This is a genomic window from Mycobacterium sp., assembly GCF_049683355.1.
Taxonomy (GTDB): Bacteria; Actinomycetota; Actinomycetes; order Mycobacteriales; family Mycobacteriaceae; genus Mycobacterium.
This window is the reverse complement of the sequence record NZ_JBAUJB010000178.1, coordinates 1-11,907: the sequence shown is the minus strand read 5'-3', so window position 1 is coordinate 11,907 and position 11,907 is coordinate 1. Positions and strand designations below refer to the sequence as shown.

Genomic DNA, 11,907 nt, shown 5'->3' with positions numbered 1-11,907 from the left:
GATCTCGGGTCCGAGCCGCTGATCCGCGAGATCCACACCCGATGGTTCGGCGCCGACCTGGCCGCCCGGGACCTGTTCCCGCCGGACATGGAGAAGCAGCGCCAGGTCTTCGCCCAGGCCCTGTGCTGGCTGTGCGACCAGCTCATCGCCCAGCGTGCCGAGGAGCCGGTGGCCTTCCTCGCCCAGCTCGGCCGCGACCACCGCAAGTACGGTGTCACCCAAGCGCATTACGCGTCGCTGCAGCAGGCAATGCTCACAGTCCTGCGCGCACAGCTGGCCGACCGGTGGGACCGCCGCCTCAACGAGGCGGTCAACGATGTCGTGGAGTTGGTCATCGGAGTGATGAGCGGTGCGGCGGACGCCGAGACCAGCCCCCCGTTCAGTGACGGCACGGTGCTCGAGCACCTGCGGCCCACCCGCGACGTCTCGATCGTCCGGCTGAAGATGGACCACGCGCTGAACTATCTGCCCGGCCAGTACGTCCCGGTCCAGGTCCCACAGTGGCCGCGGCGGTGGCGTTACCTGAGTCCGTCGATCCCCCCCGACCCGGCCGGGTACGTCGAGTTCCACATCCGCTCGGTGCCCGGCGGGATGGTGAGCCCGACGATCGTCGGCGAGGCCCGCCCCGGCGACCGGTGGCGACTGTCCAACCCGCACGGCGCGATGCAGGTCGACCGCGAGGCCGGCGACGTCCTGATGGTCGCGGGTTCGACCGGCCTGGCGCCGCTGCGCGCCCTGATCATGGATCTGACCAGGTTCGGGGAGAACCCGCGCGTCCACCTGTTCTTCGGGGCGCGGTACCCGTGCGAGCTCTACGACCTGCGCACCCTCTGGGAGATCGCCTCGACGAACCCATGGCTGTCGGTGACGCCGGTCTCCGAGCTCAGTGTTGATCCTCCGTGGGCCGCCGACTACCCCGACGCGACGCCGCCGCGCGGCCTGCACGTGCGGCAGACCGGCGCCCTGCCCGAGGTCGTGACGCGGTACGGCAGCTGGAGTGACCGCCAGATCCTGCTGTGCGGCAAGCCCGAGATGGTGCAGGCCACCAAGGCGGCACTGATCGCCAAAGGCGCACCTGCCGAACAAATCCGCCATGACCCGCTGGCAAGCTGAGCCCACGTGGCAGGATCGACTGCCATGGCCGAGTTTGAAACCGTCACGCTGCGCGATCCCTCGTCCGCGCTGACCGCCACCTACGTCCCCGCCGCAGGCATGGTCGCCACGTCGCTGTCGGACGGGGGCGCCGAACTGCTGGGCCAGCGCCGCGGGCTACAGGCCTATGTGTCCAACCACAAGACCATGGGGATCCCGATCCTCTATCCGTGGGCGAACCGGCTGAGCAGCAATGGTTACGGCGTCGACGGTGCGGTCGTGACGCTGACCCCCGGCACCGGCGGCGTGCGTACCGACCAGCACGGAGTGCCGATCCACGGGACATTGGCCGCGTACCCGGACTGGAACGTCACCACGATGCTGGAGTCCCAGTTGACCGCCGAACTGGATTTCGCCGCGCGGCCCGCGCTGCTGGCGACGTTCCCGTTCCCGCACCTGCTGACGTTGGACATCACCCTGCTCGACCGGACACTGACGGTGAAGACCACGGTCAGCGCGACCACCGGATCGCGGGTGCCGATGTGCTTCGGCTTCCATCCGTACCTGCAGTTGCCGGGTGTGCCGCGGGTGAACTGGAACATCGAGACACCTGCCATGCGGTACCAGCCGGTGAACGCGTGGGGAATTCCTACGGGCCGGATCGAGGATCGCCCGGCGGCCTCGGAGTTGTTGGGTGACAGGTTCATCGACGACGGCTACGACGAAGTCGCGCCCGGATCGGTGTTCGCCCTCTCAGGTGGCGACCGGCGCATCGAGGTGCACTTCGATGAAGGTTTCACCGCCGCGCAGGTGTTCGCACCCGGCGACGACGACGTCGTGTGCTTCGAGCCGATGGCCGCCCCCACAGACGCGCTGCGCCGCGGCGGCTATCACGAGGTGCAGCCCGGCGAATCCGCGACGGCCCAGTTCCGCATCAAGGTCGACTAGTTCCGCCGGATGGTCAGCGCTGGTGGCGTGGCTGCCACACCACCAGCGCGGTGCTCTTGGCTCGCGGCTGAGCCCGCAGGTGCTCGACCTCGGCGCTCAGTTCGCGGACCCGCGCCTGCAGCGCCTCTACCTGATTGGTCAGCTCGATGATCCGCTTGATCCCCGCCAGGTTCACGCCCTCGTCCTGCGACAGCCGCTGCACCTCGCGGAGCAGATCCACGTCACGTTCCGAATAACGCCGTCCGCCACCCGAACTGCGCTGGGGGCTGACCAGACCGAGCCGGTCGTAGGTACGCAGTGTCTGCGCGTGCATGCCGGCAAGTTCGGCAGCCACCGAGATCAGAAACGTCCTGGCTTCCTCCCTGCGGCCGGCACTCATTGTGCACCGGCCCAACCCGCCCGGGGGTCGAACCCAGCGGCGCGCTCGGCTTTGGCGTATGCCTCGAGGGCCTCGGCGGCTTCACCCTCGAGGTTCGGTGGCACCGCCACCTTGACGGTGACCAGCAGATCGCCGTGGCCGCCGGCACGCTTGGGCACGCCACGCCCGCGGACCCGCAGGATGCGGCCGTCGGATGTCCCCTTCGGCACCCGCACCCCGACCTTGCCTTCCAGCGTCGGAACTGAAAGCGTTGTGCCCAAGGCCAATTCGTGAAAGCTCACCGGGAGCGTCACGGTCAGGTCGTCGCCATTGCGTCCGAACACCTTGTCCGGCCTGACATGTACGGTCACGTACAGGTCACCCGACGGCGCTCCCCGAAGTCCGGCTTCGCCCTGTCCGGCCAGCCGGATACGCTGACCGTCCTCGACACCGGGAGGGATCCGCACGTTGATGGTGCGGGTGCGGGTGGTCACGCCCGTTCCCTTGCACTCGTCGCAGGGGTTCTCGATGATCGACCCGCTGCCACGACATTCGGTGCACGGCTCGGAGAAGCCGAACGCCCCCTGATTGCGGCTGATGACGCCCGCACCGTTGCAGTTCGGGCAGACCTTCGGGCTGGTTCCCGGACGTGCGCCGCTGCCGTGGCAGTTCGTGCACGGCGCCGGGCTGGTCAGCCGAAGTGGCATCGCGACACCCTTGGTGGCCTCCAGGAAGCTGAGCTCGGTCTCGGTCTCGAGGTCGTTGCCCCGGCGCGGACGCGACGGGCGCGGTTGCTGAGCACCCCGCCCGAAAAGCCCACCGAACAGGTCCCCGATGTTCGCGCCGCCGGTTTGACCGGCAGCGTCGAACAGGTCGTTCAGGTTGAACTCCTGGCCGTCCCCGCCGGCACCGAAGCCGCCGAATCCTCCGCCACCGCCACCACCGCCACCACCGAAGCGGCCCCGACCGAACCCGCCGCCTGCGAACAGCCGGCGGGTTTCGTCGTACTCCTTGCGCTTCGCCGGATCCGTCAGGACTTCCTTGGCTTCCGAGGCGGCTTTGTACCGCTCTTCGGCCGCGGCGTTGCCGGGGTTCCGGTCGGGGTGGTTCTCCGAGAGAATCTTGCGGGCGGCCCGCTTGATCTCCTTCTCGTCGGCATCAGAGGTGACGCCGAGCTCCTTGTAGAAGTCCTTCTCAACCCACTCTCGCTGGGCCATATCGGGTCACCTCCTCTCCCGCTCGTTGTTGTAGATGGTCAACTCTTATGATTCTGAGGGCTGTTCCGCGCTCACGTCGGCATTACCGTCAGCCTCCGTCGCGTCGGGCACGGTGTCCACGACGCCCACCATCGCATGGCGGACCACTTGGTCACCGACCTTGTAGCCACGCCGCATGACGGTCCCGACGACCGGATGGGTGCCCTCGCCTTCGTGCTGAACGGCTTCGTGCAACGCGGGATCGAACTCGTCACCCTCGCTCCCGAATCCTGAAAGGCCAAGCGCCTCAAGCGCTGTCGAGAGCTTGTCGGCAACAGAGCGCAGCGGTCCGGATTCCAGGTCACCGTGGCTGCGGGCCCGGTCCAGGTCGTCGAGCACCGGCAACAGCTCGGTGATCACCGAGGCCTTGGCCCGGTCGGAGATCAACTGCTGATCACGCAGTGCCCGCTTGCGGTAGTTCGCGAAATCCGCTTGCACGCGTTGCAGATCGTTGAGCAACTCGGCCGCCTTGCCGGCTTCCTCGACGGATTCGCCCGCGAACTCGTCCGGCGCCGGCCCCCCACTGGGGGCCGGCCCGGCGGCAGCGGTGTCCCGCACCTGACCCGTTTCCGGATCTATGCGCCGCTTGTCGGTGACGGTGATCGGTTCCTGTTCGGCGGAACGGTCGCGGTCGTCACTCACTTGCGCTCCTGATCGTCCTCAACAACCTCGGCGTCGACGACGTCGTCGTTGGAACCCTCGGCCCCGGCGGCGTCACCTCCACCTGCAGCCTGCTCGGCCTGGGTGGCCTCATAGATCGCCTGGCCCAGAGCCTGGCTCTCCTCACCCAGCTTCTCCATCGCGGACTTGATCGCGCCGATGTCAGTACCGCCCAGCGCCGACTTGGCCTCGGCGATCGCGCCGTCGACCTTGGTCAGCGTGTCCTCGGGGACCTTTGAGCCTCCCTCGGCTTCTCGCTGCTCCTTGACGAACTTCTCCGTCTGGTACACCAGCGATTCGGCCTGGTTGCGGACGTCGGCCTCTTCGCGACGCGTGCGGTCCTCCTCGGCGTGCGCTTCGGCGTCCTTGATCATCCGGTCGATCTCCTCCTGGGACAGGCCTGAGCCCTCCTGGATGCGGATCGTGTTCTCCTTGCCGGTGCCCTTGTCCTTGGCGGTGACGTGCACGATGCCGTTGGCGTCGATGTCGAAGGTGACCTCGATCTGCGGCACGCCGCGGGGGGCCGGCGGGATACCGGTCAGCTCGAAGGAGCCGAGCAGCTTGTTGTGCGAGGCGATCTCACGTTCACCCTGGAACACCTGGATCTGCACCGACGGCTGATTGTCGTCGGCCGTGGTGAACGTCTCCGACCGTTTGGTCGGGATCGTGGTGTTGCGCTCGATCAGCTTGGTCATCACACCGCCCTTGGTCTCGATACCGAGAGACAGCGGCGTGACGTCAAGCAGCAGAACGTCTTTCACCTCACCCTTGAGCACACCGGCCTGAAGGGCTGCACCAACGGCGACGACCTCGTCCGGGTTGACTCCCTTGTTGGGCTCCTGGCCGCCGGTCATCTCCTTGACCAGCTCGGAGACCGCGGGCATACGCGTCGAACCACCGACGAGGACCACGTGGTCGATGTCACCGACGGCGATTCCGGCATCCTTGATGACCTGCTGGAACGGCTTGCGGGTGCGATCGAGCAGATCCTGGGTGATGCGCTGGAACTCCGAGCGGGTCAGCTGCTCGTCGAGGAACAGCGGGTTCTTGTCCGCGTCGACCGTGATGTAGGGCAGGTTGATCGAAGTGGACTGACCCGAGCTCAGCTCGATCTTCGCCTTCTCGGCGGCTTCACGCAGCCGCTGCATCGCCATCTTGTCCTTGGTCAGGTCGATGCCACTGGTGCCCTTGAACTTGTCGACGAGCCATTCGACGATCCGGTCGTCCCAGTCGTCGCCACCGAGGTGGTTGTCACCGGAGGTGGCGCGCACCTCGACCACACCCTCACCGATCTCGAGCAGGGACACGTCGAAGGTGCCACCGCCGAGGTCGAAGACCAGGATGGTCTGTTCCTTCTCGCCCTTGTCCAGGCCGTAGGCCAGCGCGGCCGCGGTCGGCTCGTTGACGATGCGCAGCACGTTCAGCCCGGCGATCTGGCCGGCTTCCTTCGTGGCCTGGCGCTGGGCGTCGTTGAAGTAGGCGGGCACCGTGATGACGGCGTCGGCGATGTCTTCACCGAGGTAGCTCTCGGCGTCGCGCTTGAGCTTCTGCAGGATGCGCGCGCTGATCTCCTGTGGTGTGTAGTTCTTGCCATCGATCTCCACGGACCATTCCGTGCCGATCTCCCGCTTGACCGACCGGATGGTCCGGTCGACGTTGGTCACCGCCTGGTTCTTGGCGGGCTGACCGACCAGCACCTCGCCGTTGCGCGCAAACGCGACGACCGAAGGGGTGGTCCGGGAACCCTCGGAGTTGGCGACGACGACTGGGTCGCCACCTTCAAGCACTGCGACGACGGAGTTGGTGGTCCCGAGGTCGATACCGACCGCACGAGCCATAATTGCTGCCTCCTGAATAGACGTTTAGTTGGTCCTCAGATGTGTGAGTGCACCGCGCTCAAGACTGCACCTGTTGCCACCGCGGTGTCAACTCAGACTTGAGTCTGATTCACTCAACTATCGATATGGCTAACGGGGTGCCGCGGCGATTTGTTCCCGACAGACCCCGGCTTCCGTGAAATAGCGTTCCTGGTCGCGATCTGCACCGACATCACAGCCCTGGCTTCACACTCGCGGCTGCCCTGCCACCCGCGCGTCACTTCCGTCACTCGCACCACAGGCTGGGTACGCTGGCCGGAATGAAGACGCGGCTGGTGATCGCAAGCGTGCTTGCCTGCGCCGCCCTGCTCGCCGGCTGCCAGTCCAGCGTCGAGGGCACCGCCACCCGGCAACAGGACTCGTTCGCCGAGCCCGAATTTCCCACGCCGAGGCCGAGCCGCCCGACCGCGGCGCCGCCGTCCACAACCGATCCGCGCCCGATCCCGACCGCGCCGCGACCCTCCGGCGGGGAGGTGCTGCAACCCCGCAACGGCTACGTGTTCATCCAGACCAAGACCGGCAAGACCCGGTGCCAACTCAACGAGCAGGAAGTGGGCTGCGAGGCAGCGTTCACCGATGCACCCGAGATCGAGGGCACACCTGCGAACGGGGTGCGCCTCACCGCCGACGGGCAGATCAGTTGGGTGCTGGGCAATCTGGGGGCCATCCCTGCAGAAACCCTGGACTACCGCACCTATTCGGCGGTGGGCTGGACCATCGAGGCCAGCGTGGACGGCACCCGCTTCACCAACGACAGCACCGGACGCGGCATGGTCGTCAGCGTCGGAGGCGTCGACGGTTTCTGACCCGCTGTCACTTACCGGTCATCGGCGGCGACGTTTGACGGCTGCCTCGTCGTGGAACAGCACACCGGATGAGCATCCGCGACGGCTGACCGACCATGAGGTGGGAAACTGCAGGGGACACGACGGAAGGGCAACCACTGACATGACCGTGGCACAGCAGGAACGGGCCGCCCTTGTTGCGACGTTCCGGAAAGTTCCGCCGGACGCGTCCACCTTGTGCGAGGGCTGGGACGCCCGCGATCTCGCCGCACACCTGGTGGTCCGCGAGCGCCGGTTGGATGCGGCGCCGGGGATCCTGATCCCCGCGTTCGCCGGCTACACCGAGCGGGTCCAGGGGCAGCTGGCGGCCTCCACGGACTGGGATGTGCTGGTAGATCAGGTCGCCGAGGGACCGCCGCTGTATTCGCCGTTCAAGCTGCTGGATCCGATCGCGAACGTGGCCGAGATGTTCATCCACCACGAGGACGTCCGGCGCGCCCGTCCGGACTGGGAACCCAGGGCGCTCGACGACAAGACCGTCGCGGCGCTGCGCAGGCCGGTGGCGATGATGTCGCGGATGACGCTGCGCAAGGCGCCGGCCAAGGTCGTGCTCCGCACCCCGCAGGGTGAGACGCTCGCCACCACGGGGCAGGGCCAGCAGCTCACCGTCACCGGGGAACCCGGCGAGCTGCTGCTGTTCGCCGCAGGCCGCGACGAGGCCCGGGTCACGATCGACGGACCAGCCGACCTGGTCGAGCGGGTGAAGCAGTCCCGCGGCGGGCTGTGAGCATAGGCTGAAAATCGTGGATGCAGTGGATTTCAGAATCTTCGTCGAACCTCAGCAGGGAGCCAGCTACGCCGACCAGCTCGCGGTAGCCCGGATCGCGGAGAGCACGGGTTATTCGGCGTTCTTCCGGTCCGACCACTATGTCGCGATGGCCGGCGACGGGCTGCCGGGTCCGACCGACTCGTGGGTGACGCTGGCCGGCCTCGCGCGGGAGACCACCTCGATCCGGCTCGGCACCATGGTGACCTCGGCGACGTTCCGCCACCCCGGACCGCTGGCCATCTCGGTGGCCCAGGTCGACGAGATGTCGAACGGACGTGTCGAGTTCGGCATCGGCGCCGGCTGGTTCGAGGCCGAACACCGGGCCTACGCGATCCCTTTCCCGCCGCTGGGCGAGCGATTCGACAGGCTGACCGAGCAGCTCGAGATCCTCACCGGACTATGGACCACCCCCGTCGGCGAGACCTTCGACTACACCGGGACGCACTACAGCGTCGCGGAATCCCCCGCGCTGCCCAAACCCGCCCAATCGCCGCATCCGCCGATCATCATCGGCGGCGGTGGCGCCAAACGGACCCCCGCGCTGGCGGCGAAATACGCCGCCGAGTTCAACATCCCGTTCGTCCCGCTGGAGACGCTGACCACGCAGTACGCCCGGGTGGAGGCGGCCGTCGAGAAGCAGGGGCGGGAAAAGGACTCGCTGACCTACTCCGCGGCGTTCGTGGTGTGCGCGGGCCGCGACGACGACGACGTCTCCCGGCGCGCAGCGGCGATCGGCCGCGAGGTCGACGAACTTCGCGAGAACTCGCCTGCAGTCGGGACCCCTTCGGAGATCGTCGACAAGTTGGGCCCCTTCATCGAGGCCGGCGTTCAGCGGATCTACCTGCAGGTCCTGGACATGTCGGACCTCGACCACGTGGCGTTCTTCGCCGAGAGGGTGATTCCCCAGCTCCGCTGACCCAGCATCTGCCCGGCGTCCGCGGCTACTATCGGTGGCCGTGAGCAGCCGGGATCGAGACGAAGACGCCCACGGGGAGGCGCCGCCCGTTCCGTGGCACAACCGCACCTCCACCTTGCTCGGAGCCAGCGTGGCGGGCGTGGCCGCGATCGCCCTGCTGGCCGTCGCGATCAGCTGGGGCACCCGCCAGTTCAACGAACCGCAGCAAGCACCCGTCAATTACATCGACTCACCGACCTCGGCCACCGAATCCCGGTCCCCGACGCGCACCACGACCGGGACCATCACCAGCACGAGTCCGCCGATCACGACCGACATCAATCCCGACCTGGCGCCGACGAGCACCGCGGACACCTCGGAATCGCCTGGCCGGAACCCGAACTACCGGCCCCCCAGGACACGCGAGGACGACGCGGACGACGATTCCACCTCCAGCACCACCCGCAACCGACCGCGAACCAACGTGACACGCACGCTGAACCCGGCTCCGTAGCGGCCATCCCGCCTACTATCGGGATTCGTGGCGCGCTACGGATCTCCTGACGACCCGAACAACTACTCGGACGAGGAGCCGACCCAGCTCAGCGACTACGGCTCCTACGACGAGCCGCCGCCGGAGGGTCCGCCGTGGTACCGCAAGCCGGTGGCCTTGGTCGCGTTCGGCGCCATCGGCGCGGTGCTCGTCGCTCTGATCGTCTACGGGCTGGCCAAGGCCATCACCGGCGACTCGACGTCCGAGACGACCACGACGACATCCCTCACCCCGGTGACGTCGACCCCCGCCCCGGCCGTGGTGCCCCCGGCGACGGTCACCGAGACCGCGACCCCGACGACGACCACCGAGGCCGTCCCGACCACCACCGAGCCGACGACCACCACGACAACAACGACGACGACGACACCGACAACGTCGGTCACCACGAGCACCAGCACCAGCACCGTCACCCAGACCGAAACCGAGACGGTGACGGAGCCTCCCCCACCGCCTGCAGAACCCTGAGTCCAGCCGTGTCGAAGGTGCTTGTCACCGGTTTCGGGCCGTATGCCGATACCCCCACCGATCCCGCGCAGCTGGCCGCGGAGGCCGTTGACGGCGAGGGCGTCGCCGGGGCATCGGTGGTGGCGCGGATCGTGCCCGGAGCATATTTCGAGTCCGTCGCGGCAACCGTGCAGGCAGTCGACGAAGTGGGACCTGAGCTGTTGATCATGCTCGGGGAGTTCGGCGGGCGTTCCATGATCACGGTTGAACGACTGGCGCAGAACCTCAACGACTGCGCACGCTACGGGGTCGCCGACACCGCCGGAGAAGTACTGAACGGGCAACCCACCGCCCCCGACGGTCCCGTCGCCTACTGGGCCACCACGCCCAACCGCGCGATGGTGATCGCGATGCGCCGAGCTGGCATTCCCGCCGACTTGTCCGACGCCGCCGGCACATTCGTGTGTAACCACCTGCTGTACGGAATGCTGCACCACATCGCCCGGCACGAGCTGCCGATCCGGGCGGGCTGGCTGCACCTGCCCCATCTGCCCGAGGTCGCCGCGCTCGACCGCAACCTGGGCGCTCCCAGCATGTCGGTGGACACGGCAGCGGCGGGGATTTCGGCCGCGATCGAGGCGGCGGTGACACACACCGAAGACATCACCGACCCGTTCCCGTCCCGGCTGCAGATCTAGCCGGCCTGGCAGCCGGAAGCCGAGTCAGGCGCGCATTCGGCATCGGCGACCGCCTCGGGGACGGCTGACGTTTCGGGCTCAGGTGGTGGCGTCTGCTGGGGCTCGGACGTGCCCGTCGGCTCCGGTGTCGGAGAGGGCGTCGGTTCCGGTGTCGGCGTCGGTGTCGGCGTTGGCTCCGGAGTAGCCGAAGGCGTCGGCGTTGGCTCCGGTGTGGCCGAAGGTGTCGGGGTCGGCGAAGGTGTCGGTGTCGGCGAAGGTGTCGGTGTCGGTGTCGGCTCCGCCGTCGGCGCGGGGGCCGCAGGTGGAGGAGCGACCGGCGGTGCCGCCTGCTTGGCGACGACCCGCCGCGGGGGTGGCGGAGCCTGCGGCGAAACCTGCACGACACGCGGTGCGGGACCGTTCGCGACCGCCGTCTCGGTCATCGGCGGCAGAGCCGGCAGCGCGGTCTCCGGAGCAGTCGCCGGCAGCGGCTGCGTCGCGACAGGTGTGGCGATCCCGGAGGCGCCGGCCGGGGACGTGTCGGCCTGACCGGTCTGCGTTGTCACAAGCAGACCCGTCACCGCCACCGCAGCCAGACGTGCCGCACCGGCGAACAGCACGCCGGGCCGCCGGTACCAGGGCAGCGGGTCGAACTCCGGAACATCGACACCTCGGGGGTCGAAGTGGACGTCGGGGCGTGCGTCGGCCGCCTCGTAGACGGGTTGCACGACCTCGGTCGCGCCGAGGTCGGTGGTCTCGGCAGACCACGCGAGCGGGACCGCTGCAGCCGCCACCGTCTCATCCAATCCGGAGGCCGAGACCAGCGAGGCGCGCGCCTCGTGTTCGGTGCTGCGCAGGGCCAGCAGCTCCGCCCCGGCCGCGGCCGCTGCCTGCGCGTATGGCGTGGTGGTCACCGGAAGCCGAAGAGCCTCCGAAAGCCGTTGGGTGACAAGCGGGATGCGGGCACCACCGCCGACTGTGGCGATCGCTGCGAGCTGGGTGACAGCGATCCGGTTGCGTTGCAGCGTGTCGAGCAGCACCTGCATGAACCCGTCGAGCGGGGTCCGCATCACCGCCTCGAGTTCGGCTCGAGTCAGCCGGATCCTCGCCCCGGCACCGTCCAGCACGGTGGCGGTCTCCCCGGTCAGCCGTTCCTTCGCGGCGCGGCACTGCTCGCGCAGGTCGGTCAGCGACTCGACCGCCGACGTGCCTGCCGGGTCAACCTCCAGGTCGGCGAGCACGCGGCCCAGCAAGGCCTGATCGAGAAGGTCACCGGAGAAGTCGTCGTGACGCACGGTCTGCCCGATCGGGGCGAAGCCGTTGCCGGCGTCGGCAAGCGTGATGCTGCTGCCCGTGGCGCCGAAGTCGCACAGGGCCACCACACCGCGGGTCGGCAGCCCGGGGTCGGTCTGCAGCGCGGTGAGCGCCGCGACCGCGTCGGACACCACCCTCAGATGCGGAACGCGGGCGCGCAGCGCCGCCACCGCCTGCTCCGGCCAGTGCGCGGGCACCGCGACTGCCGCCACGTCC

Annotated in this window: 13 protein-coding genes; 8 read left to right on the top strand and 5 right to left on the bottom strand. The window is 68.3% G+C overall.

Features of this window, described 5'->3' with window-relative positions:
• The coding region (locus tag WA944_RS10855) for an FAD-binding oxidoreductase (RefSeq protein ID WP_526646905.1) at nucleotides 1–1,113 on the top strand (1,113 nt) is incomplete at its 5' end.
• 24 nt (nucleotides 1,114–1,137) lie between these two features.
• A complete protein-coding gene (locus WA944_RS10850; RefSeq protein ID WP_526372115.1) occupies nucleotides 1,138–2,040 on the top strand; it encodes an aldose 1-epimerase in 903 nt (300 codons plus the stop codon).
• 13 nt (nucleotides 2,041–2,053) lie between these two features.
• Here the strand turns inward: WA944_RS10850 and WA944_RS10845 are convergent, their stop codons facing one another.
• Genes WA944_RS10845 through dnaK form a run of 4 tightly spaced genes read right to left on the bottom strand, consistent with a single transcriptional unit; the run spans nucleotide 2,054 to nucleotide 6,152 of the window.
• Entirely contained in the window at nucleotides 2,054–2,419 is a 366-nt protein-coding gene (locus WA944_RS10845) for a heat shock protein transcriptional repressor HspR (RefSeq protein WP_163887886.1), read from the bottom strand.
• Complete coding sequence (gene dnaJ, locus WA944_RS10840; RefSeq protein WP_526372113.1) at nucleotides 2,416–3,615, bottom strand: molecular chaperone DnaJ; 1,200 nt, start codon at nucleotides 3,613–3,615, stop codon at nucleotides 2,416–2,418. Before dnaJ ends, WA944_RS10845 begins: the two co-directional genes overlap by 4 nt.
• A gap of 45 nt (nucleotides 3,616–3,660) precedes the next feature.
• Nucleotides 3,661–4,296 carry a nucleotide exchange factor GrpE gene (gene grpE, locus WA944_RS10835; RefSeq protein ID WP_526646903.1) on the bottom strand — a complete coding sequence of 212 codons (636 nt, stop codon included), beginning with the start codon at nucleotides 4,294–4,296 and terminating at the stop codon, nucleotides 3,661–3,663.
• A complete protein-coding gene (dnaK, locus tag WA944_RS10830) occupies nucleotides 4,293–6,152 on the bottom strand; it encodes a molecular chaperone DnaK (protein WP_526372110.1) in 1,860 nt (619 codons plus the stop codon). Before dnaK ends, grpE begins: the two co-directional genes overlap by 4 nt.
• Before the next feature lie 299 nt (nucleotides 6,153–6,451).
• On the opposite strand from dnaK, the gene WA944_RS10825 reads away from it, so the two are divergent.
• The 6 genes from WA944_RS10825 to pcp all read left to right on the top strand — a co-directional run bounded on the left by WA944_RS10825 (nucleotide 6,452) and on the right by pcp (nucleotide 10,398).
• A complete protein-coding gene (locus WA944_RS10825; protein WP_526372108.1) occupies nucleotides 6,452–6,997 on the top strand; it encodes a hypothetical protein in 546 nt (181 codons plus the stop codon).
• A 142-nt stretch (nucleotides 6,998–7,139) separates the two neighbouring features.
• The gene (locus tag WA944_RS10820; RefSeq protein WP_526372106.1) at nucleotides 7,140–7,763 is read left to right on the top strand and encodes a TIGR03085 family metal-binding protein; all 624 of its coding nucleotides are present in this window, start codon (nucleotides 7,140–7,142) and stop codon (nucleotides 7,761–7,763) included.
• A gap of 25 nt (nucleotides 7,764–7,788) precedes the next feature.
• On the top strand, nucleotides 7,789–8,721 hold the full coding sequence (locus WA944_RS10815) for an LLM class F420-dependent oxidoreductase (protein ID WP_526609154.1): 933 nt from the start codon (nucleotides 7,789–7,791) through the stop codon (nucleotides 8,719–8,721).
• Between the two features lie 40 nt (nucleotides 8,722–8,761).
• On the top strand, nucleotides 8,762–9,214 hold the full coding sequence (locus tag WA944_RS10810; RefSeq protein WP_526372102.1) for a hypothetical protein: 453 nt from the start codon (nucleotides 8,762–8,764) through the stop codon (nucleotides 9,212–9,214).
• A gap of 27 nt (nucleotides 9,215–9,241) precedes the next feature.
• A complete protein-coding gene (locus tag WA944_RS10805) occupies nucleotides 9,242–9,721 on the top strand; it encodes a hypothetical protein (protein WP_526372100.1) in 480 nt (159 codons plus the stop codon).
• Between the two features lie 8 nt (nucleotides 9,722–9,729).
• On the top strand, nucleotides 9,730–10,398 hold the full coding sequence (gene pcp, locus WA944_RS10800; RefSeq protein ID WP_526372098.1) for a pyroglutamyl-peptidase I: 669 nt from the start codon (nucleotides 9,730–9,732) through the stop codon (nucleotides 10,396–10,398).
• Here pcp and WA944_RS10795 read toward each other — a convergent pair.
• Nucleotides 10,395–11,907: Hsp70 family protein (locus WA944_RS10795; protein WP_526646901.1), on the bottom strand; the 1,513-nt coding region annotated here is incomplete at its 5' end. The two genes, pcp and WA944_RS10795, sit on opposite strands and share 4 nt — an antisense overlap.

Coding starts and splice junctions, on each gene's coding strand:
- WA944_RS10825 (WP_526372108.1), top strand. CDS start 6,452: ATGAAGACGCGGCTGGTGATCGCAAGCGTGCTTGCCTGCGCCGCCCTG.
- WA944_RS10850 (WP_526372115.1), top strand. CDS start 1,138: ATGGCCGAGTTTGAAACCGTCACGCTGCGCGATCCCTCGTCCGCGCTG.
- WA944_RS10845 (WP_163887886.1), bottom strand. CDS start 2,419: ATGAGTGCCGGCCGCAGGGAGGAAGCCAGGACGTTTCTGATCTCGGTG.
- dnaK (WP_526372110.1), bottom strand. CDS start 6,152: ATGGCTCGTGCGGTCGGTATCGACCTCGGGACCACCAACTCCGTCGTC.
- WA944_RS10820 (WP_526372106.1), top strand. CDS start 7,140: ATGACCGTGGCACAGCAGGAACGGGCCGCCCTTGTTGCGACGTTCCGG.
- dnaJ (WP_526372113.1), bottom strand. CDS start 3,615: ATGGCCCAGCGAGAGTGGGTTGAGAAGGACTTCTACAAGGAGCTCGGC.